The organism is Novosphingobium sp. 9U (genome assembly GCF_902506425.1).
In the GTDB taxonomy this organism is placed as follows: Bacteria; Pseudomonadota; Alphaproteobacteria; order Sphingomonadales; family Sphingomonadaceae; genus Novosphingobium.
Genome location: NZ_LR732469.1, coordinates 729276 through 751350 on the forward strand (window position 1 = coordinate 729276; position 22075 = coordinate 751350).

Here is a 22075-nt window from a genome sequence, read left to right on the forward strand (position 1 = left end):
GGAGTCATGTTTCCTCGGCGGCGTTCGGACGGAGAAAAGAACATGTTCATCCGCACAGAGAGGTTGTTTCTGAGACCGGGCTGGCCCGAAGACATGGGCGAGCTGCTCGATGTCCTTGGCGAGGATGCAATGGTGCGCAGCATCGGCGTCTCCGCTCTGCCGCGATCGGCAAGCGCGCTGCGCGAGTACATTGCTCGTCCGCGAGACAGGCTGCTCCCGCACTTCTTCATCAACTTGCGCGACGATGCCGGCGCCAGGTTGATCGGCGGGATCGGACTCGGCCAATCGGGCGGCGACGTTGAACTGGGCTATTGGATCGCACGCCAGCACCGTGGTCGAGGCTACGCGGCCGAGGCGGTGAAGGCCGTGCTCGCCGAGGCGCGCATGCTCGGCCATCGCGAGATCGTCGCCCTGCATTTTGCGGACAACGAGGCGTCGGCGAAGGTGCTGCAGAGCTCCGGTTTCAAGCCGACGGGTGAGACTCGCGCGCGTTTCAGCGTCGGGCGTGGCGCAGAGGGGCAGGCGCGGCTCTACGTGGCGACGCTGGCGGACAAGCTGTTCGACATGCTGGGGGTCGGCCCACAGCGCGCCGCTGCTTGACGCCAGCGCCTGACAACGCCGTCAGGACGCGGCCGGGTCGAGGTTCATCCACGCCGGCGCGAGTTGCGGATCGATGTCCTCGACTCGCAAGTGGTCGACGGCGAGCCCGAGTTCGGGATAGGCTACGCGTTGGCGCTTGGGATCCGAGCGATCGAGCGGAACGACGATCAGCCGGCGGTTGACCTTCTGGCGCCAATTCATGCGCGCGGTATTCTCCTGTCCGATGTAGCAGCCCTTGGTGAAGCTGACGCCGTTCAGTTCGACCGCGTTGCATTCCAGCCAGAGCGTCGCGTCTTGGCCTAGCTCGGCTCGCCCCTCGGCTACTCCCTCGGTCAGGCGGTTCGCGAGATAGGCGTCGTCGGCACTCGCTTCGGCCGAGTTCGGGCCTCCGTCGGCTGGGCCGATCCAGCGACTGCCCAAGGCAGCAAGACGCGGGTCGGGCAGCGATCCTTCATTTGGCTCCTTGGTCCAGTACACCGCCAGCGTCGGGTCGACCGCGATGTCGATGGCGCGGCGCAGTCGGTACATCGACAGGCGCTTGGTCAGGGTCTCGGCGACTTCGGCCTCGCAATCGATCAGCAGATCGTCATCGGAACGCCAGACGAGGAAGTCGAACAGCGCCTTGCCCTGCGGGCTCAGCAGCGCGGACCAGACAGGCAGCGTCCCGGTGACATCGGAGGTCACCAACCCTTGCAGAAAGGCCGCCACGTCCTCGCTTGAGCCCTCGCCCAAACTCTTGTGGGGCGAGATGCGGATCACGGCGCGGCGAGCAAGGCGAGTGGCGGTCATGCCGGGCAAGGTGGGGGCAAGCGTTCCGCGCTGCAACCGCGCGTCGCTCACTCCGGACAGCCTGCGAACAGACCGGGCAGGGCATCCAGCACCCAGGTTGCGGCAGGCCCAGGCGGAGTGTCCTTGCGCCAGAGCGCTACCAGCGCGTAGTCCATCGGCGGCCGCTCAGGCAGCGAGAGCTCCACCAGCGTGCCTTGCGCGATATCCTCGCGCACGAGGTAGCGGGGCATCGAGCCCCAGCCGATCCCCTCCTTGAGCAGCGCGTGCTTGGCGCTGAGGTCCGCCAGGCGCCAAGTGCGTGGGCTGAACACCGAGAAGTCGCGCCCCTGGGTCAGCGGCGAGCGGTCGGTAAGCACCAGTTGCAGGTGCTTGCGCGCCTCACCGGCGGGCACGCGCTTCATCTGGGCGAGCGCGTGGCTGGGCGCCGCCACCGGCATCAGCGCAACCGATCCGACCGTTTCGCGTTCGAGTTCGGGCAAATCCATGATGTCGGGGCCGGCGATGCCGAATGTCGCCCGCCCATCGAGCACCAGCGCCGCGACTGCGCCGAGCGCTTCGACATGGAGCCGCAGCGCCACGCTGGGGTACATGGCCTGGAAGTCCCGCAGCAGACGGGCCAGCGCTTCGCCGGGCACCATGACGTCTACGGCGAGCGCGACTTCGGCCTCCAGGCCTTGCTGCAGCGAGCGCACTTTGGCGAGCAGCGCGTCGACACTGTCGGACACGGCATGCGCCTCTCCCACCAAGGCCTTGCCGGTATCGGTGAGTTCCGGGCGGCGAGATCCTTCGCGCGCGAACAGCCGCACGTCGAGCTGCGCCTCCAGCTGCGCAATCGCGTAGCTGATCACCGACACCGCCCGGCCAAGCTTGCGGGCGGCGCCGTTGAAGCTGCCTTCCTCGCAGACGGCGAGGAAGACACGCAAGTGGTCGAGGCTCGGCGCTACGAGATCGGGCATTCAACTCTCTCGATCATTTGGCGCAGTTTTATCCCAGTTATCCGATTGCCGAACAAGCGCCATCTTGGCTTCAACACCTCACATCCCACACTGGGAGAGCACCATGATCGAACTTCGACCCTTCGCGACGCTCGGCGCCGCCAACCACGGCTGGCTCGACGCGCACCATCACTTCGCCTTTGCCGACTACCACGATGCCGACCGCGTGAACTGGGGGCGGCTGCGCGTGTGGAACGACGATACCATCGCGCCCAAGTCCGGCTTCCCCGCGCACCCGCACCGCGACATGGAGATCATCACTTATGTCCGCACTGGCGCAATCACCCACCGTGACAGCCTGGGCAACGAAGGCCGGACTGGCGCAGGTGACGTCCAGGTCATGAGCGCGGGTAGCGGCATCCAGCATGCCGAGTTCAACCTTGAGGATGAGCCGACGACGCTGTTCCAGATCTGGATCCTGCCCGATCAGCGCGGCGGTACGCCCAGCTGGGGCGCGCGGCCCTTTCCCAAGGATGCGCGCGACGGCAAGTTCGTGACACTCGCCTCGGGTGTCGCTGGCGACACCGACGTGCTGCCGATCCGCGCCGGCGCGCGCGTCCTGGGTGCAACGCTGAAGGCCGGCGAAACGGTCACCTACGACACCCGGGCCGACCGCCACGCCTACCTTGTCCCCGCTACCGGCCGCGTGCAGGTCGGCGAGGTAGGGGCGCAAGCCCGCGATGGCGTCGCCATCACCGGGCTCGACACCATCACCGTTACTGCGATCGAGGATGCCGAACTCGTCCTCGTCGACGCCGCTTGATTTTACACGAAAGGACTTGCTTATGACTGGCCGCACCGCACACCCCAAAGTCGAAAAGCTGATCGTTAATCGCTGGAGCCCGCGTGCTTTCGGCGAGAGTGAGATCCCGCAGGAGGATCTCGACGTGATCTTCGAAGCGGCGGGCTGGGCGCCGTCTGCCTACAATGTTCAGCCTTGGACCTTCCTCTACGCCCGCCGCGGCGATGCCAATTGGGACCTGCTGCTCTCGCAGCTGATCGAGTTCAACCAGAGCTGGGCCAAGGACGCATCGGCGCTCGTGTTCATCGTGTCCGACCGGTACATGCGCTCGGACAAGGGCAACACCGAGAACCACAGCCATAGCTTTGACGCCGGCGCGGCTTGGGCGCTGGCTGCCCTGCAGGCGCAGGCGCTGGGTTATCACACCCATGGCATGACCGGGCTGAAGTTCGGCGAGGCGGAGCAGGCCCTGGGCATCCCGGACGACCAGCGGCTCGAAGCCGCCTTCGTGATCGGCAAGGCGGCGGGCAAGGAAAAGCTGCCCGACTTCCTGCAGGAGCGTGAAGTGCCGAGCAATCGCAAGCCGCTGAGCGAGATCGCCAAGGCTGGCAAGTTCGCCTGACGCCATCGCCGGAGCCGCGCCTGCGGCGTGGCTCCGGCTTGCCTTACCCTTCTGCTGAACCCGAGGCAGGATCGGCGGGGGGGCACCGTCCACCCGCATCCAAGCCGCGATCGATCACGGCACGAGATCTGCGGCTTGCGCACATTCAACGTCGCGCCTGGCTTGGTGGCATTCTGTCCGTTTTGGCGGGGCGTAGTTGATTTAAGCTGCCGAGGTCCCAGCGTGCGATCGCCGAGGGCAGCTCGCCCGAGCAATTCGGCGGTCGCGCGAATTAGACTGCGATCATCTTACTTCGCATCTCCCTTCCCCGGCGAGGAGGGGCAGGGCAGCGGGACCGAAGGTCGCGCGTCTACCCTGGCGTGGGTACTCCCCTAAAGGATAGAGGAGCAATCATGCAATCTCAGGTGATCTAGCTTCAACGCAACTCCAGGAGCGCCGTTTGCGGGATCGGGGCGCTTGCCGGTGATCGGCCATGCGCACGCAACAAGGCGAACGGCCTCCGCATCACTCCCGGCGCTTAGCGGCTACTATGCTCATTGGTCAGGCGATCATTCGCGCTTACCGGCTCGGCCAAACGGCACGGCGGGCGCGGCCTAGTAGCAGCCCGAGCCGGTCAGCACGGCCGGTACAGTGCGGGCCAGGATCGCCATGTCGAGCGCAACAGTGCGGCTACGGGCATAGGCGGTGTCCAGCGCCACGCGGCGCCGATAGGTCGTGTTGTTGCGCCCGCTGATTTGCCACAGGCCGGTGATGCCTGGCTATAACCAGACCTTGGCCGTGGCGCGCGCGCAGGCAGCCGAAGATGCGCAGCGATTGAATGCGGCGCAATCGCAGCTTTCCCGTGGCGCCGACAAGCTCGGTGAGCTGAACACGCCGGGAATGGCGGACCTGCGATCGCAACAGACGAGCACGAGTGCCCTCGTCGCGCAACTCGCAAGCCATTATGGACCCAATCATCCCGAACTGATCACCGCGCGCCAACAGCTGGCAGAGATCAACCGGTTGATCGCCAATCAGGGCTCACGCGTGGTGTCCGGCTTGCAGGCCCAGGCGCAAGCCTCGGCGGGCCGTGCGGCAGAGATCGCCGGCAAGCTCTCGTCCACGGAAAGCGAGCTGGCCGGGGCGGACAAGGCCGCGGTGCGCTTGCGCGAGCTGGAAGCCGAAGTGACCGCGCCCAAGACCTTGCTGGACGCATACATGACGCGACTGGCGCAGATTTCGACGCAGAGCGGGATCGAGCAGGCCGATGCACGGGTGGTCGCCTTTGCACCCCTGCCAGTGCAGGCAGCGGGCCCCAGCCTGATCATCAATCTCGTGATTGGTGCGGTGCTGGGTGCGATCCTTTTCGCCATCGTCGCGCTCCTCAAGCAGGTCTTCGCCGTCGGCGTCAGCTCACCCGAGGAGGTCGAGACGATCTTCGGCGTCGAGTTCCTCGCGGCCGTGCCGCGCCTGCGCAACGAGGACGACATGGCCATCATCAACCAGGTCGTCGAAGCGCCCAATTCGCCGTATGCGGAGTCGCTCAGGGCGCTGGCGGCCGGACTGTTCGTACCCGGACACGCGCAGCCCCGAGTGATCGCGCTGACGTCACCCCAGGCCAGCGAAGGCAAGTCTACCACGGCGATCGCGCTGTGCCGCAGCCTGGCGCTGCGTGGGCGCCGGGTGCTGGTCATCGATTGCGACTTGCAGCGCCCGACGTTCCACCAGCGCTTCGGCTTCGGCCGGTTCGGCCCTGGGCTTGTCGAAGTCCTGCGTGGCGATGCGCATCTGGCGGACTGCTTGGTCGCCGACGGACTGACGCAGGCACGTTTCCTGCCTGTCGGCGAAGTGGTGGAGGCCGGGCAGTCGATTGCCTTTGACCAGCTGCAGGCGCTCATCGCGGAGGCCAGGTCGCAGTTCGATCTGGTGCTGCTGGATTTGCCGCCCGTGCTTCAGGTCGCGGAAGCCCGCGTCATCGCCGCAGCGAGCGACGGTGTGGTGCTGCTCACCCGCTGGAAACACACATCGCGGCAGGCGATCGAGTTCGCGATCACCGTGCTGGCGCGTGCCGGCAACTCGGTTCTGGGATTGGTCCTGACGGAAGTGCCTGCCGGTAGCGAGATCATGATGGGCAGCTACCAGGAACCCGCTGTCGGCCGACTGCGCTTCGCGGGGAACGGATGATGCCAGTGTCGCACGGCAATCGGACTGCGCTCGATCAGAGCCGCGCGTACGCCAGGGAGCGGTTTTGGAGCGCTGCACGTCGAGTATGCTGTGTCCTGTCTCCAGGCATGCGCGCATGGCGACGATCCCGACACACAACATCCGCAACGGATGTGGTTCTATCAGCCGCTGTGTCGGCCAGCGCAGGCATTGCGAGGGGAGCCGTTGCTGCTAAGTGCTCAGCCGCCGACTGGTGCAGATTACGAGCTAGCGATCGCTGCGCGGAGCTACGGCACGTGGTACAAGATGGCGGGCCGGTGTCAGGAACGGTCTCGTACGGCGTACGTCGCGGTGCGCGAGCAGCTCGGGTTGCAGCACCTGACGAGGTCTTCTGCACATACGCCAAGCCAGCAAAAAACTCGTCGCGCGCGATCTCCGATCGTGCTTCTGAGAGAGCGGTCAAAGCTGCGCTGGCTTCGTCGAAGGAGCCAGCATGAGCACAGTTTTCGACTGGCTGACGGTCGCGATCTTTGCCGGTCTTGCGGTTGTCTACTTGCAACGTTCCGTCGGCGAACGGCCCGCGCATGACGCCGTATGGAAGTATGCGCCGCCCGCGATTGCCTGCGTTGCCGCCAATCAGCTCGGCAATGCAGGCTGGGTCCTTCTCGGCACCCTGCTGATGTTTGCAGCACTCGTTTATGTCTGGTTCGTCATACGCCCCCTGGATCGAGCATGACCGAAGCGGCCAGGATTGTGCGATCGCTTCGTGGTGCGGACGCCATCCATGGCGAAGAGCACATGGCACCTGCGCGCGAGTTTTCTGTGTCGCCTGCTACCGCAATGATCGAGCGCTGGAGCGAAAGGTCTTCTTCAGCGATCGCTTGGAGCGCCGATCCAGGGCGTGAGGAGCATGGCGGGCGCACGGTCAATTTGAGTCGATCGGATGTTGCCCGTCATCGACCCGCGGCAAGGCCGCATGCGGCAACTCCTGCTCCAACCCTGGGTCAGATCGCAAGGCGCGAGTGCCGGGGAGATCAGCGCAGAAGCGTGAGCAGCAACAGCCACAAGATTGCAGAGAAGCAGAGCCCGTCCACAATCGCAGCAGGCACCCCTAGCTGCGATCGTGCACTCAGCTTCAGCGCTGTGGCGTCGGATTGTGAAGGCGGCCAAGGCGCGGTGGTCCCAAAGGTCATTTCAGATATCCTCGTTTGTTTTATGGGCGACACGTTAACACAGTCGAGCCGCCAAACCGTCACGATCTCAAGCATCGATTGTTCCGGATTGGAGGTGTTTTCGACAGTGCCTTGGATGGAGATCGCGCGCCGCAGCTGCGTTCCGGGCGCGCCATCATGTGGCGCTCGCCGGGTTGTCCTACGGGCTCCGGAAGTCATCCACCAGGCGCTTTCGGCTGAACGCCTCGTCCGACCAGCATGGGCCGTCAGAGTGACGACGCCTGCAAACAGGCACTTGCTCAGTAATCCAAAGTGCGCCGTTCAAAAGCAGGCAGCCGGCAAGACGGAGGGAGTCCTCGTCGGGGCAGCTAGACTACGTGCCAGGTCGGTCCTGTGGACTTGAGCGACGCGATCATCGAAGGTGCGGGAGGAGGCGGCACTCCCGCGCTGATGCCGACCTCTTTCATTGTGGGCCGTGGACGCGTGCAGGTACGCGCAGAACACGGTGCATTGGCTTGGCCCGACGGTCGGGTGCCCGCTCGCGTCGCCATGCTGCTGCGTATTGTCGCTGGAGCATGGAAGCACCCCGGGACGCGATGGCGGCTTGCTGCTGCAGTGTTGCTGGGTGCAGCCTGGCTGCTCTTGCTGGCGATCTGCCTGGCGCCGAAGCAAGAAGCGGGCGTGATACCTTTGCATTCCCGGGCGATTGCGGCTCCCGATATGCCAGCTCTGCCGGGCAGCCCGGAAGCTGAGACACTGGCCGTTGAGGCAACCCCGGCTCCGATCGAGGGGACCGAGGCCTTCGTCGTAATGAAGCCACGTCGTTCGCGGCCTTGGGGCGGGCTGCGGCACCGTTCTATCATGCGGGATCTCCACAGGATCTCGCGCAAGCGCGGGCCTGCCTGGCGGCGGCGATGCTCTACGAAGCCGGGAACGACGCGATAGGGCAGATGGCGGTTGGCCAGGTCGTGCTCAATCGTGTGCGACATCCTGCATTTCCCCACAGCGTCTGCGGTGTGATCACTCAGGGAAGTGAACGCGCAACGGGGTGCCAGTTCACATTCACCTGCGATGGCGCTCTGTCCCGTGTCTACGCCGATGCTGTCGTGCAAGCGGCGCTCCGTCGGGCGGACATGATGCTGAACGGGCTGGTCTATCGTGGCGTGGGGCTGGCTACGCACTATCACACCGACCAAGTCTATCCCTGGTGGAGCCCCAAACTGGAGAAGATCGCCCGCGTGGGGTCGCACTTGTTTTTCAGGTGGCCGGGCTACTGGGGATCGGCCGCTGCCCTGGTCGCCAGGCATGCTGGCGCTGAACCAGCCACCAACCTGTTCGCCAGGTTCGGCTCGCTGGGCGTCCAAGCCCCATCGGCGGCTGCCGCGACGAAGGCACCGTTGATTGAAGCGCAACTCGGTTTCGACGATCAGGACAATGCCTCAGGCGCACTGCAGCCACTCGGGGGGAGGGAGGCTCGGGCGCGCGCGAGCGTCGGTAGCGCCGATGTCATCCCTGCTTCTCGTCGTCTCGTCCTGCCCTGGCAGCGACCCGCGCCGGTGGCTGCGTCACTGACGGCTGCACCTGCAGTCAACGGCATGAAGCTCCTGCGCATGTTTCCGGACACCGGTGCGATCTTCGTGGAGCTTGCCGCGGGAGCGAACGAAGCGACGTTGCGCCGATCGGCTCAAGCGCTGTGCGGCGGGCGGGCGAAGTGCGATGTCTATGGCTGGCACTCTGCAAGCGAGGCGCCGCCGACGCTGCCGCCCGAACGCCGCTTCAAGACTGCGCCGGCATTCCGCTTCGCTTGGGAGCCTGGCCGTGGAGGGCGCATGGTGCCCCCTTCCGCCAACGCGCTGTGAGGCTTGGCCCTGCGTGCTTTGGTGCGCTCGGTTTTCCAGCTTGCGCGTTGTAAGGCGAGCTGGATCTGCCTGGCGCGGCGGGTACTGCGCCCTAGTGCCTGTGATCCTGCTCGGGAACAGTCGCCTGAGCTGACGGTACGGAGAAGGTGAGGACCTTACGATGCGGCACTTGGCGTATGGCCAGTTCGCCAGAGCAAATCGCCGTAACTTGGGCCTTCCAAAACCGGGGGGCGCGACGGCGAAAGTTGAAGCCGCAAGGCGCAAACATGGACTTGCGAGTGAAACCCGAAGTGCGGCTTGGCAATCGATCGCAGCACTGCCGTGCGTTTTCGCTAACAGTGTGCCGTCGACAACCTGCTGCGTGTCACTGGGGAGATTGTCGAGGCGTCGGGCCTCCTCGCGCCTGCTCTTCATCCTCCCAGCAAGCTAGCGGACCAGCGGACGGGCGCTGTTCGTCGGCATGCATGGTAGCGGATAGCCCTGGTCCATGACCGCGGCCCGGGTCGTGGCCTGGCCCTTGTGTTTAGGCAGCTGACTTCCAGCCTTGCACCGCTAGGCCTTACTTCATCGAGTGATCCCGCTATGTGGTAACCGGTTCGTCACCACCGAGCGTGTACTGCACCCTGGCTTGTTCATCCGCCCACTAGGACATTCGCTCATCCCGGTTTTCCTCGCCTTCGACACCAACGCCGATGTCCTGCGCGACATGCGCGAGGACGGGACTGGCTGGCGCTTCGGGAGGGGGGCGTCGATCATTTGCCGCGTTTCCCGGCCTCGCACGCCCGCGCAGATGGAAGCGCACGCGTGATCGCCAGCACTCAATTCGTCCAGGACAGCGCGCCGCGTGTGCTCCCGCAGGTGCTCGCCGTCGATCTCGACGGTACGCTGCTGCGTTCCAACATGCTGCACGAGACCTTCTGGTCTGCCTTTGCGAGCGACTGGCGCACCCCGTTCGGCGCGGCGGCGCGGCTCGGCCGAGGCAGCAGCCGGGGCAAGGCGCAGCTCAAGGCCTACCTGGCCGAGCGCGCGTCGGTGGACGTGGCAGTGCTGCCTTATGATGACCAAGTGATCGCCTACATCCGGGCCTGGCGCGAGCAAGGTGGCAAGGTGGCGCTGGTCACCGCAACCGACCAGCGCCTGGCCGACGCGATCGGTGCGCACCTAGGCCTGTTCGACGAGATCTTCGGTTCGGACGGGGTCCGCAACCTTAAGGGGTCAGCCAAGGCCGCGTTCCTCGTTGCGCGTTATGGCGCGGGCAATTACGCCTATGTCGGCGATACCCATGCTGACGACGAAGTCTGGCGTCAGTCTGGCTATGCGGTGGTCAAGAGCCGCTCGGCCCGCGTGCGCGCACGGGCGCAGGCGCATGCCAGTTCCCACGTGATCCAGCCGCCGGCAGGCGGCGCGATGGCGTTGATCAAGGCGCTGCGGCCGCATCAGTGGGCCAAGAACGTGCTGGTGTTCCTGGCGATCGCCGGCGCGCACAAGCTGTTCGACCTCGATCTGCTAGTCCGCGCGATTGGCGCCTTTGTGGCGTTCAGCTTGGTCGCCTCGGGCGTCTATCTGGTCAACGACTTGCTCGACCTCTCCGCCGACCGCGGCCATGCGCGAAAGCGCCAGCGGCCGTTTGCCAGCGGGGCGGCGCCAATCGAGTTGGGGCTACCGGTGACGGTGCTGCTGCTGCTAGCTGGCTTTGCGACGGCGGCGCTGCTGGGGCCGCTGTTCCTGCTGACGATCGCCATCTATTTCGTCGCGACGACAGCCTACTCGCTCTCGCTCAAGCGCTATCCGATCATCGACATCTGCGTGCTGGCGGGCCTGTACACCATCCGCGTGCTGGCAGGCGGCGTCGCCACCGGGCTGCCGATCTCGGTCTGGCTGCTGGCGTTCTCGCTGTTCATCTTCTTCTCGCTCGCCGCGGTGAAGCGCCAGGCTGAGCTGGTGGATGCGGTAAAGGCGAGCAAGCTCAAGATCCACGGGCGCGGCTATCACCCTGAGGATTTGGAGCTGGTATCGCAGCTGGCGACCGCCTCGGGCATGGTCTCGGTGCTGGTGATGACGCTTTACCTCAGCTCCGATGCGGTGACACAGATCTACCACCGGCCGCAGGCGCTGTGGGGCGTGACGCCGGTGCTGCTGTTCTGGATCAGCCGGGTTGTGTTCAAGGCACACCGCGGCGAGATGCATGACGATCCGATCGTGTTCGCCGCCAAGGACAAGGTCAGCATGATCTGCGGCGTGCTGGTGTACGGCTGCGTCGTGGCGGCGACCATTCCGTGACAAGGCCGGCGCTGTCTCTCCCCGCGCTGGTGCTGCGTTACATCCTGTTCGCGGTAATCGCGACGGTGGCGAACCTTGGCACGCAGCGGCTGGTCCTCAATCTGAGCGGGCGCATGCCGGCGTGGGCGGACGGGCTGCTGACGCCGGCGCTGTTTAACCTGGGTGTTTTCGGCGCGGCGCTGGTACTGGGCACCTTTGTCGGGCTGGCGATCAAATACGCGCTCGACAAGAAGTGGATCTTCTTCGACCATGGTGCCGGGCTCAAGCAGCACGGGGCCAAGTTCGGGCTCTATACCGCGATGGGCCTGGTCACCACGGCGATCTTCTGGGGCGCCGAAAGCCTGTTCTGGTTTTTGTGGCACACCCAGGCCATGCGCGAGTTGGGTGCGGTGCTCGGCCTCGCAGTGGGGTATGGGGTCAAGTACCAGCTGGACCGGCGCTTCGTCTTCACCGACACCGTACCCCATCGTGGAGCGGTGGCATGAAGCTGTCTGGCTGGGGGCGCCATCCGGCCGCGGACTGCAAGGTGGTGCGTCCGCGCGATCCGCAGGCGCTCGAAGACGTGCTGGGCGGTGCCTCGGGTGATCTGATCGCGCGCGGCAATGGCCGGGCCTATGGTGACAGTGCGCTCAATCCCGCCTGTACGATTGACATGCGCGGGTTCGATCGCATTCTCGCCTTCGATGCCGCCACCGGCCAGGTCGTGGCGGAGGCAGGCGTGCTGCTGGCCGACCTGATCGACGTGTTCCTGCCACGCGGCTGGTTCCCGGCCGTGACGCCGGGCACCAAGTTCGTCTCGATCGGCGGTGCGATCGCCTCGGACGTTCACGGCAAGAACCACCATGCGCATGGCTCGTTCGGCAAGTTCGTAGACTGGATCGACGTGCTCGGCGCCAATGGTGTCGAGCGCCGGGTCAGCCCGACAGACAATTCCGAGCTGTTCGAGTGGACGGTCGGAGGCATGGGCCTGACTGGCGTGATCGTGCGCGCCGCCATCCGTCTCACCCGCGTAGAGACCGGGTGGATCCGCCAGACCATGTTGCCTGCGTCCGACCTCGCCACCGCGATGGATCTGTTCGAACGCGGGCAGGACGCGACCTACTCGGTGGGTTGGATCGACTGTCTCGCCACCGACGAGGCTACCGGCCGCTCGCTGGTTATGCTGGGGGAACATGCCTCGCTTGAAGAACTGGGTGACAGGCAACGCCGCGACCGCTGGGTGCGGCAGCCTCGCGGCAAGAAGGCGGTTCCGCTCGATCTGCCGAGCTTCGCACTCAACTCGCTGTCGGTGCGCGCGTTCAACACGCTCTACTACGCCAACGGGCGGCGCCAAGCCGGCTCTGCGCTGATCGACTACGACAGCTATTTCTACCCACTCGACGCCATCCTGGAGTGGAACCGGATCTATGGCCGCAAGGGCTTCGCGCAGTTCCAGTGCGTGATCCCGCTTGCCGCGTCAGTGCACGGATTGCGGGCGCTCCTCGGCGCCATCGCGCGCTCGGGGCAAGGCTCGTTCCTGGCGGTGCTGAAGCGCATGGGAGCGCAGCAAAGCCGGTTCTCGTTCCCGATGGAGGGCTACACCCTGGCGCTCGATTTCCCGATGCGGCAGGATACGCCCGCTCTGTTTGCAGAGCTGGAGGCGATCGCGATCGACCATGGCGGGCGCTTCTACTTGGCCAAGGACAGCCTGCTCACGCCGGAGCGCCTGCGCCAGTCCGACGGCCGCACCGCCGCGTTCACCCGCATGCGCGAGGCGAGCGGGGCGGGTGCGCGGTTCCACTCGCTCCAGTCCGAGAGGCTGCGGCTGTGACTTTGCACCATCCCAATCAGTTCCCCAGTTCCGAACGGGTTGGGTGATCGGATGAAGACATCGTTGAACGCGAACCTGCGAGTAAAATCATGACCCCCACCGTCCTCGTCATCGGCGCTCGCTCGGACATCGGCATCGCTGTCGCGCGGGCCTATGCGGCCAAGGGCTACGACGTGCAGCTCGCGGCGCGCAACGCCGCGGGGCTGAGCGCCGACCGCCAGGATCTGGTGACGCGGTACAACGTCCATGTCACCCTGCATGAGGTCGACGCGCTGGACCTCGCCAGTCACAAGGCCTTCGTCGACGACTTGCCGGTGCTGCCCGACGTGGCGGTCTGCGCGGTCGGCTACATGGGCGATCAGGCTCGCAACGAGACCTCGTTGGAAGAGATGGCGAAGGTCATGCGCAGCAACTTCGAAGGTCCGGCCAGCCTGTTCTCGGTGCTTGCCAACCGCATGGTGGCGCGCAAATCGGGGACCCTGGTGGGCATCAGCTCGGTCGCGGGTGAGCGTGGGCGCGCGGCCAATTACGTCTACGGTTCGGCCAAGGCCGGCTTCACGGCCTTCCTTTCGGGGCTGCGCAATCGCTTGGCCAAGGACAAGTCGGGGGTTCACGTGGTCACCGTGCTGCCCGGTTTCGTCTATACCCAGATGACGCAAGGCATGGACCTGCCCGCCAAGCTCACCGCGCAGCCGGCGGAACTGGGCACCGCGATCGTCAAGGCGGTGGAGAAGGGTAAGGACGTGATCTACGTGCGGCCGGTGTGGCAGGGCATCATGCTCGCCATCCGCAACATCCCCGAGTTCCAGTTCAAGAAGATGAGCATCTGACCCGCATGGTCTTGTACTCGGGCCGGGCACCAGGGCCGACGTTCGCGGCCGGATGGACGATCGCGCTCGATCTCATCTGAGCCAGGCCAAGTGCCGTAGGCACGTGGCTGTTGGCATGACGCACAGTCCCTATATGCACGGTGCATGAGGCCTGGCGCGCTGGTGAACCGGGGTGACCGCGAGCCATGTGGAGAGACAGATGACCGCAGCTGAGACCACCCGTTCGCACAAGCGCCACGCCGGTCCGAGCGCTGGCCTTGCCGGCGAAATTGCCGAGCGCATCCGGGACTCGCTGCTGCCCGGCGACGGCCCGTTCGAGCCCGAATGGGTGGACACCGCCGCGGGCTTCCTGCTCGATGCCGCACGCGAGCGGCAGGCGGGCGAGCCGCAGATCGCGCTGGACTCGGCGACCGACGCAGCCGGCCGGCGGCACCTGCGGATCGCTCTGATCAACGACGACATGCCCTTTCTGGTCGACTCGGTTGCGGGCGCGATCACCGCGATGGGTATCGCCATCGATCGCCTGGTTCACCCGGTGGCGGCGGCAACGCGCGACGGCGAAGGCAAGCTGACCGGCATCGCCGATCCGGGCGAGGACGGTGGCGCGCGCGAGTCGATGATCTACATCGAAACCGCGCGGGTCGATGCCCGCCAGCGGCGCGAGCTGGTGCAGGCGCTCGGCTCGGTGCTGGGCGACGTGCGCGCGGCGGTGGGTGACTGGCAGAAGATGGTCAAGCTCCTCCAGAAGGACGCGGACCGGATCGAAAACGAAGAGGGCGCCGAGCTGCTGCGCTGGTTCGCGGACGGCAATCTGACCCAGCTAGGCCATCTCACGCGCAAGCGTGACGGTGGGCACGCGCAGCTGCTCGGCATCTGCCGACGCGGCGCCAAGGCGCTGCTGGGCGACATCAGTTACGAGCGGGCCTTTGCCGCCTTCGACCAGGCGCTGAAGGCCGGGGCGCAGACCGCGCCAATCGTGCTCAAGGCCAATCGCGTGGCGACCGTCCACCGCCGCGTGCCGCTCGACGTGTTCCTGGTCCCGGTGGTGCAGGACGGCGCCGTCACCGCCATCTCGGTCCATGCGGGCCTGTGGACCAGCGCCGCGCTCGCGGCTCCCGCCGAGCAGGTGCCCGGTGTGCGCGTGCAGCTGCGCACGTTGGCGGAGCGCTTCGGCTTCGATGCCAATGGCCACACCGGCAAGGCGCTGCGCCACGCGCTGGGCGCGTTGCCGCATGACCTGCTCGTCAGCTTCAGCGATGCCGACGTGGAGCGCGTGGCGACGGCGATGACCAGCCTGGTCGATCGCCCGCGCCCACGGCTGCTGCTGGTCGAAGCGCCGCTGCGCCGCCACCTGCTCGCCTTCGTGTGGCTGCCGCGTGACTTGCTCTCCTCGCAGATGCGCGGCCGCATCCAGGCGCTGATCGAGCAGAGTGAAGGCGTCGATGTGCTCGATTGGAGCATGCAGGTCGAGGCGGGAACGCTGGCGATGCTGCGCTACGTGCTTGATATTCGCGAGGCTGCCCCCACACCCGGCAGCCTGCCGGACGAGGCCGAACTCGACCGCCAGCTGGGAGTGCTGCTGCGCGGCTGGGGCGAAGCGGTCGAGGCCGCGATTGTCGCCGAGGGCGAAGGATCGCGCGCGGCTGCGATCACTGCCCGTTATGCCGAGGCGTTTCCATTGGCCTACCGCACCGACTACGGTGCCACTGAGGCGGCGATCGACATCCGCCATTTGCGCAGGCTCGCGGGTGCGGAGGCGGAAATCACCTCGGGGCCGCACAGCCGGCGCGATGTGCGGCTCTATCGGCTCCCCGCCGACGACAGTGCCGATAGACCGGGGCGCCTGCGGCTGAAGATCTACCAGAACGAGGGCTCGCTGCCCTTGTCCGATGCGGTACCGGCGCTGGAAGCGTTCGGCTTCCGGGTGCTGGAGGAGATCCCTACTCCGCTCGATCGCGGGCGGATGGGCACGATCCACGACTTCCTGCTCGAGTTGCCGGCCGGCGAGTCGGCCGAGCCGCTGCTCGAACGGGCCGGGGCGATCGAGGGCGCGTTCGCCGCGGTGTTGAACGGCGCGGCGGAGAACGACAGCTTCAACCGCCTGGTGGTCGTCGCCGGGCTAACCGCTGGTGAGGTCGACTGGCTGCGCGCGTTCTATCGCTATCTGCGCCAGACCGGCATCAGCTACACGATCCAGACCGTGGTCGACGCGCTGGGCCGTTCGCCCGCCATCACGCGCGGATTGATCGCGCTGTTCCGCGCCCGGCACGATCCGGCGTTCGCGGGAGACCGCACCGCCGCCGAGGAGCTGGCCGCCGAGGCGATGCGCGCCGGACTTGCCGGGGTTGCCGCGATCAACGACGATCGTGTGCTGCGCCTGTTCCGCAGCCTGGTCGAGGCGATCCTGCGCACCAACGCCTTCGCTCCCGCCGCCGCTGAAGCGCTGGCGTTCAAGCTCGATTCCGCGTTGGTGCCCGGCCTGCCCAAACCGGTGCCATGGCGCGAGATCTTCGTCTATTCGCGCCGAGTCGAAGGCATCCACTTGCGTGCCGGGCCGGTTGCGCGCGGAGGGCTGCGCTGGTCCGACCGCCGGGATGACTTCCGCACCGAGATCCTGGGACTGATGAAGGCGCAACGGGTCAAGAACGCGGTCATCGTGCCGACCGGCGCGAAGGGGGGCTTCTATCCCAAGCTCCTGCCCGATCCGGCCCGCGACCGTGGCGCCTGGGCGGCCGAGGGCCAGGCCTCCTACGAAATCTTCATCCGCACGCTGCTGTCGGTGACGGACAACATCGTCGACAACGCCGTGGTCCACCCTGCCGACGTCGTGATCCGCGATGGCGAGGATCCATACTTCGTGGTCGCTGCGGACAAGGGCACCGCCAAGTTCTCCGACGTCGCGAACGGGATCGCCATCGCGCACGACTTCTGGCTGGACGATGCCTTCGCCAGCGGCGGTTCCAAGGGCTATGACCACAAGGCGATGGGCATCACGGCCAGAGGCGCGTGGCTATCTGTCCAGCGTCACTTCTTGGAGCAGGGCGTCGACGTTCAGACCGATCCCGTGCGCGTGGTCGGCTGCGGTGACATGTCGGGCGACGTGTTCGGCAACGGCATGCTGCTGAGCAAGTCGTTGAAGGTGATCGCTGCTTTCGACCACCGCCACGTATTCCTCGATCCCGATCCCGATGCCGCTAAGAGCTGGGCCGAGCGCCAGCGCCTGTTCGACTTGCCGGTGTCGAGCTGGGACGACTACGACAAGGCGCTAATCTCCAAGGGCGGCGGCGTGTTCGCGCGCTCGATGAAGCGCATTCCGCTGAGCGCCGAGGTACGCGCCGCGCTCGACATCGAAGAGGCGGAGCTGGAGCCCGAGGCGCTGATCTCGGCAATCTTGCAGGCGCCTGTCGACTTGCTGTGGTTCGGCGGCATCGGGACTTACGTGAAGTCCTCGGCCGAAAACAACGCCACCGTGGGCGACCCGGCAAACGATGCAGTGCGCGTCGATGGCGGCCAGGTGCGCGCCAAAGTGATCGGCGAAGGCGCGAACCTGGGCGCCACGCAAGCCGGCCGCATCGAGTTCGCGCAAGTCGGCGCTGGAGGGGCCGGAGGCCGGATCAACACCGACTTCATCGACAACTCGGCGGGCGTCGATTGCTCGGACAACGAGGTCAACATCAAGATCGCGCTCGCCGCCGCCAAGCGTGCCGGTAAGCTGACCGAGCCCGCCCGCGTCAAGCTGCTGCGCGAGATGACCGACGATGTCGCCGCCTTGGTGCTGGAGGACAATCGGCTGCAGGCTCTCGCGCTGTCCATTGCCGAGCGCGGCGGAGCATCGGCGATCCCCTCGTACCTTCGCTTGATCGAGACGCTGGAGGAAGGCGGCAACCTCGACCGGCGCACCGAAGGTCTAGGTGACAACGACACCCTCTCGCGTCGAGCGCTCGACGGGCGTGGGCTGACGCGGCCGGAACTGGCGGTGCTGCTCTCCAGCGCGAAGCTGGTGCTGCAGGACGCCATCGAAGGCAGCCCGCTTGCCACCGATCCGAGCATGGAAGGCGTGCTGCTGGCCGCTTTCCCCGCGGCGATGCAGAAGAAGTTCGGCAGCTTCATCCAGGAGCACCGGCTGGCGGGCGAGATCGTCGCCACCAAGCTTGCCAATCGCATGGTCAACCGGCTTGGCGTGATCCATCCCTTCGAACTTGCCGAAGAGGAGGGCGCGACCCTGGGTCAGGTCGCGGCGGCCTTCACGCTGGCCGAGCGCTTGCTGGCGCTCAATGTGCTGTGGGCGAGGATCGAGACCGAGCCGATGCCCGAGACGGCACGCCTCGCGCTGTTCGACCGGGTCGCGCATGCAATGCGCGGGCACATGGCGGACTTGCTGCGCGTCGGCGCGGGCCGGCAGACGCCGGCGGCACTGGTCGAGCGGCTGGGCACGGGCGTCGCGGCGCTAGCGACCGAAACGCGCGAACTGCTGGGCGACAGCGGCCGTGCCCACTCGGCACGGATCAGCGCTGCGCTGGTCGAGCAAGGCGCACCCGAGGCAGAGGCTGCCGCGGTCTCGCACTTGTACGACCTCGATGGCGCGGTGGGTATCGCAGCGCTGGCCGACCAGACGGGCATTGCGGCACGGCGGCTGGTGGGCGCGTTCACCCGCCTGGGCGCTGCGCTCGGGCTGGACTGGGCCCAGACCAGCGCGGCCGTGATGAGCCCGTCGGATCCTTGGGAGCGCCTGCTCGTCGCCGGTCTCGCCCGCGACTTCCAGCAAATGCGTCTGGAGTTCCTCAGCGAGCTCGCCAAGGGCAAGGGCAAAGAGAGCGACCCGGTGGCCGCGGTCGAAAGCTGGGTCGAGGCGCATCAAACGGCCATCAAGGCCTTCCGTGGCATGGTCGAGCGGGCCGAGGGCACCCCCGCAGTGGCGCCTGCCATGCTCGCGCAGATCGCCAGCCAGGCGCGCAATCTCCTCTCACGTCGGTTGGGGTGAGCTGACCCAGGATCCTCCTTCGCAGAGGAGGATAGAGAGGATCACTCCAGCGGCAGCGCCGGGCTGCGCTTGATCGTGTCCAGCACGATCACCGACTGCACATCGCGCACGCCCTTGATCCGCACGATCGACTTGAGCGTGATCTGCCCCAGATGCTCGACATCGCGGGCGATCACGTGAAGCAAATAGTCGCGCTCGCCCGTCACCGCGTGGCAGGCGATGACATAGGGGTTCTCGGCAATCGCCTGCTCGAACCCGGCGATGTTGGCGTCGCTGTGGGCGTCGAGGTTTACCAGCACGTAGGCGTCGAGGGCGAAGCCGAGCTTTCGCGCATCCAGCACCGGCGCATAGCCGCGGATCAGGCCTTCGTCCTCCAGCCGCTTGAGGCGCCGGCTCACCGGCGTGGCAGAAAGCGCAGCGCGCTCGGCGATCTGGGCAACCGGCATGCGCGCGTCTTCCTGCAGTGCGCCGATGATCCTCCGGTCGAAATCGTCCAGCTGCATGGATCCACTCCTCTCCTGTACCATCTTGGTGGAATTCACTCGTGAGGCAAGGGGGCGGCGCCAATTTCGCACGGAACTGAACCTGCGGGTGTGGCATTGTAAGTGCGTGAAGACACCGCTGTCCCCCAAGAGCACGAGCGGGCTTCGAGGAGAGTATGCCGGCGCCGGCGACGATTTCACCGTCGAGCAGGACTGGCAAAGCTACTCGCCCGAGGCGCACGATCGCTGGCGCCGGCTCTACGCCGCGCAGAGCGCGCTGGCGGCTCGCTACGCTGCGCCGCAGTTCCTGGAAGGCCTGGCCAAGCTCGACAGTGCCGGTGGCATCCCGCGGTTCGACGACGCGAACCGGGTGCTCCAGGCGGAGACCCGGTGGACGCTGGTCGCGGTGCCGGGCTTCATTCCGGACGCCGTGTTCTTCGACCACCTGGCGCATCGCCGCTTCCCCGTGACGCGCTGGCTGCGCGAGGAGCACGAGCTTGACTATCTGGTCGAGCCAGACGTGTTCCACGACTTCTTCGGCCATGTGCCCATGCTGCTCGATCCGCGCATCGCCGATTTCCTGGAGATGTATGGCCGCGCCGGCGAGAAGGCGATGGCGATGGGCGCGCTCGACATGCTGGCGCGCATCTACTGGTACACGATCGAGTTCGGGCTCGTTCGCGAAGAAGGCGGTCTCAAGGTCTTCGGCGCGGGCATCGTCTCCTCGGCGGGCGAAACCGTCTATGCGATCGAGGATGAGGCCGTGCTGCGCCTGCCGTTCGATCCGGAGCGGGTCATGCGCACGGCTTATTCGATCGACAACTTCCAACAGAACTACTTCGTGCTCGACAGCCTGGACCAGCTGATCGGAAGCCTCGTCGGTCTGGATTTCGGACCGATCTACGAGCGCTGGCGCCATGAACAGCCACTGCCCGCGGGGCAGCTGCAAGCCGGCGAAACCCCTTTCAAAGCCGTCAGGCTTGAATCCCTTGGAGAGCGGACCCCATGACCGACTTGTTCGACAATCCAATCGGCCTCGACGGCTTCGAGTTCGTCGAGTTCTCGGCGCCCGAGAAGGGCGTGCTGGAGCCGGTGTTCACTGCCATGGGCTTCACCCGCGTGGCGCGTCACCGCTCCAAGGACGTCGAGCTGTGGCGGCAGGGCGAGATCAACTTCATCACCAACTACGAGCCGCACAGCCCGGCGTGGTTCTTCAGCCGCGAGCATGGGCCGAGCGCCTGCGGCATGGGCTTTCGCGTAAGGGACGCACGGGCCGCCTATGCCGAGCTTCTGGCGCGCTCGGCCGAGCCGGTGCAGGTGGCGACAGGTCCGATGGAGCTGCACTTGCCCGGCATCCGCGGCATCGGCAACTCGATCATCTACCTGATCGACCGCTACGAGCGGAACGGTGAAGGCCTGAGCATCTACGATATCGACTTCGACTACCTGCCCGGGGTGGATCGTCATCCGGTGGGCGCCGGCCTCAAGCTCATCGATCACCTGACACACAACGTCTACGGCGGGCGGATGAAGTTCTGGGCGGATTACTACGAGAAGCTCTTCAACTTCCGCGAGATCCGCTACTTCGACATCAAGGGCGAGTACACGGGCCTGACTTCGCGAGCGCTCACTGCGCCCGACGGCAAGATCCGCATTCCGCTCAACGAAGAGGCCGATGGTGGCAAGGGCCAGATCGACGAGTTCCTGCGCGCCTTCAACGGCGAGGGCATCCAGCACATCGCGTTGATCTCCGACGATCTCGTGGGCACCTGGGACAAGCTCAAGGCGCTGGGCGTGCCGCTGATGGCCGCGCCGCCCGAGACATACTACGAGATGCTGGACGAGCGCCTGCCCGGCCACGGCGTCGATACGGGCGAGCTGCAGTCGCGCGGTATCCTGCTCGACGGTTCGGTGGAGAACGGTGAGGCGCGGCTGCTGCTGCAAATCTTCGCCGAGGCGCGGGTCGGCCCGGTGTTCTTCGAATTCATCGAACGTCGCGGCGACGAGGGCTTCGGCAACGGCAACTTCAAGGCTTTGTTCGAAAGCATGGAGCGAGACCAGGTCCGGCGTGGCGTGCTGAAGGTCTCCGAGCCGGCCGATTGAAGGAGAGCTAACATGAGCCTCGCAGACAGCCCACCCGCCCTGAACGGCATCCACCACGTCGCCTACCGTTGCAAGGACGCCAAGGAGACCGTCGAGTTCTACCGCGACGTGCTCGGCATGGCGTTCAAGCTCGCGATTGCCGAGGACAAGGTGCCCTCAACCGGCGCCAACGATCCCTACATGCACGTGTTCCTGGATGCGGGCGGCGGCAACGTGCTCGCGTTCTTCGAGCTGCCCAACCAGCCCGAGATGGGTCGCGACGAGAAGACGCCCGCCTGGGTGCAGCACATCGCCTTCAAGGTGGACGACTACGACAGCCTGCTCACTGCCAAGGCGCGCGCCGAGGCGCGTGGGCTGGAGGTGATCGGGCCGACGCACCATGGCGTGTTCAAGTCGATCTACTTCTTCGATCCGAACGGCCACCGGCTGGAGCTCGCCTGGGATTTCGGCACCGAGGACCAGATGCAGCGCCTCCAGGACGTCGCCGAGGACATGCTGGAGGAGTGGTCGCGCACCCGCAAGGCGCCACGCCATGCGGCGTGGCTGCACGAGAAGATCGCGGCGGAGAGCGGGACGTAATGGTTCTGTCCGACCCCTCACGTCGCCCCGGACTTGATCCGGGGTCCCGCTTTTATTTGCCGACCTTGCAGAAGAAAGCGGGATCCCGG

At 66.2% G+C, this 22075-nt stretch carries 19 protein-coding genes; 15 read left to right on the forward strand and 4 right to left on the reverse strand.

The annotated features are described in order from the left end of the window. The first annotated feature begins 42 nt into the window (after nucleotides 1–42). Nucleotides 43–600 (forward strand): GNAT family N-acetyltransferase, encoded by a 558-nt coding sequence (locus tag GV044_RS03355; protein ID WP_159865434.1) that lies wholly within the window; start codon nucleotides 43–45, stop codon nucleotides 598–600. A gap of 21 nt (nucleotides 601–621) precedes the next feature. On the opposite strand, the gene GV044_RS03360 is transcribed toward GV044_RS03355, so the two are convergent. After that, complete coding sequence (locus GV044_RS03360; protein WP_159865437.1) at nucleotides 622–1389, reverse strand: folate-binding protein YgfZ; 768 nt, start codon at nucleotides 1387–1389, stop codon at nucleotides 622–624. 47 nt (nucleotides 1390–1436) lie between these two features. Further along, nucleotides 1437–2345, reverse strand: coding sequence for a LysR family transcriptional regulator (locus GV044_RS03365; RefSeq protein ID WP_159865440.1), 909 nt, complete (start codon nucleotides 2343–2345; stop codon nucleotides 1437–1439). Between the two features lie 103 nt (nucleotides 2346–2448). Here GV044_RS03365 and GV044_RS03370 point away from each other — a divergent pair, with 103 nt between their 5' ends. Together GV044_RS03370 and GV044_RS03375 are read left to right on the forward strand one after the other, a co-directional pair. Then, entirely contained in the window at nucleotides 2449–3147 is a 699-nt protein-coding gene (locus GV044_RS03370; protein WP_159865443.1) for a pirin family protein, read from the forward strand. Between the two features lie 22 nt (nucleotides 3148–3169). Beyond that, on the forward strand, nucleotides 3170–3748 hold the full coding sequence (locus GV044_RS03375) for a nitroreductase family protein (protein WP_159865447.1): 579 nt from the start codon (nucleotides 3170–3172) through the stop codon (nucleotides 3746–3748). A 593-nt stretch (nucleotides 3749–4341) separates the two neighbouring features. Here the strand turns inward: GV044_RS03375 and GV044_RS22670 are convergent. After that, nucleotides 4342–4446 (reverse strand): hypothetical protein, encoded by a 105-nt coding sequence (locus GV044_RS22670; RefSeq protein WP_371741560.1) that lies wholly within the window; start codon nucleotides 4444–4446, stop codon nucleotides 4342–4344. A gap of 52 nt (nucleotides 4447–4498) precedes the next feature. Between GV044_RS22670 and GV044_RS22675 the strand changes: the two genes are divergently transcribed. The 9 genes from GV044_RS22675 (at nucleotide 4499) to GV044_RS03425 (ending at nucleotide 18822) form a co-directional block, all read left to right on the forward strand. Next, nucleotides 4499–5911 (forward strand): AAA family ATPase, encoded by a 1413-nt coding sequence (locus GV044_RS22675; protein ID WP_159865451.1) that lies wholly within the window; start codon nucleotides 4499–4501, stop codon nucleotides 5909–5911. 472 nt (nucleotides 5912–6383) lie between these two features. After that, nucleotides 6384–6626 carry an XrtV sorting system accessory protein gene (locus GV044_RS03390; protein ID WP_159865454.1) on the forward strand — a complete coding sequence of 81 codons (243 nt, stop codon included), beginning with the start codon at nucleotides 6384–6386 and terminating at the stop codon, nucleotides 6624–6626. A 1350-nt stretch (nucleotides 6627–7976) separates the two neighbouring features. Beyond that, nucleotides 7977–8921 (forward strand): cell wall hydrolase, encoded by a 945-nt coding sequence (locus GV044_RS22680; protein ID WP_159865457.1) that lies wholly within the window; start codon nucleotides 7977–7979, stop codon nucleotides 8919–8921. A gap of 571 nt (nucleotides 8922–9492) precedes the next feature. Continuing rightward, entirely contained in the window at nucleotides 9493–9729 is a 237-nt protein-coding gene (locus tag GV044_RS03400) for a hypothetical protein (RefSeq protein ID WP_159865460.1), read from the forward strand. Then, a complete protein-coding gene (locus GV044_RS03405) occupies nucleotides 9726–11201 on the forward strand; it encodes a UbiA family prenyltransferase (protein ID WP_201299003.1) in 1476 nt (491 codons plus the stop codon). The genes GV044_RS03400 and GV044_RS03405 overlap by 4 nt, the downstream gene beginning before the upstream one ends. Beyond that, on the forward strand, nucleotides 11198–11686 hold the full coding sequence (locus GV044_RS03410; protein WP_236554667.1) for a GtrA family protein: 489 nt from the start codon (nucleotides 11198–11200) through the stop codon (nucleotides 11684–11686). The genes GV044_RS03405 and GV044_RS03410 overlap by 4 nt, the downstream gene beginning before the upstream one ends. Further along, nucleotides 11683–13011, forward strand: a complete 1329-nt coding sequence (locus GV044_RS03415; RefSeq protein WP_159865463.1) for an FAD-binding oxidoreductase — start codon at nucleotides 11683–11685, stop codon at nucleotides 13009–13011. Before GV044_RS03410 ends, GV044_RS03415 begins: the two co-directional genes overlap by 4 nt. An 89-nt stretch (nucleotides 13012–13100) precedes the next feature. Further along, the gene (locus GV044_RS03420) at nucleotides 13101–13841 is read left to right on the forward strand and encodes an SDR family oxidoreductase (RefSeq protein ID WP_159865466.1); all 741 of its coding nucleotides are present in this window, start codon (nucleotides 13101–13103) and stop codon (nucleotides 13839–13841) included. Between the two features lie 199 nt (nucleotides 13842–14040). After that, nucleotides 14041–18822, forward strand: a complete 4782-nt coding sequence (locus GV044_RS03425) for an NAD-glutamate dehydrogenase domain-containing protein (protein WP_159865469.1) — start codon at nucleotides 14041–14043, stop codon at nucleotides 18820–18822. A gap of 41 nt (nucleotides 18823–18863) precedes the next feature. On the opposite strand, the gene GV044_RS03430 is transcribed toward GV044_RS03425, so the two are convergent. After that, a complete protein-coding gene (locus GV044_RS03430) occupies nucleotides 18864–19325 on the reverse strand; it encodes an Lrp/AsnC family transcriptional regulator (protein ID WP_159865472.1) in 462 nt (153 codons plus the stop codon). A 106-nt stretch (nucleotides 19326–19431) separates the two neighbouring features. On the opposite strand from GV044_RS03430, the gene phhA reads away from it, so the two are divergent. The 3 genes from phhA to GV044_RS03445 are packed head-to-tail and all read left to right on the forward strand — an operon-like array spanning nucleotide 19432 to nucleotide 21986. After that, nucleotides 19432–20313: a phenylalanine 4-monooxygenase gene (gene phhA, locus GV044_RS03435; protein WP_159865475.1), complete on the forward strand. Its 882-nt coding sequence runs from the start codon at nucleotides 19432–19434 to the stop codon at nucleotides 20311–20313. Then, entirely contained in the window at nucleotides 20310–21407 is a 1098-nt protein-coding gene (hppD, locus tag GV044_RS03440) for a 4-hydroxyphenylpyruvate dioxygenase (RefSeq protein WP_159865478.1), read from the forward strand. Before phhA ends, hppD begins: the two co-directional genes overlap by 4 nt. A gap of 12 nt (nucleotides 21408–21419) precedes the next feature. Continuing rightward, nucleotides 21420–21986, forward strand: a complete 567-nt coding sequence (locus GV044_RS03445) for a VOC family protein (RefSeq protein ID WP_159865481.1) — start codon at nucleotides 21420–21422, stop codon at nucleotides 21984–21986. Nucleotides 21987–22075 lie beyond the last annotated feature (89 nt).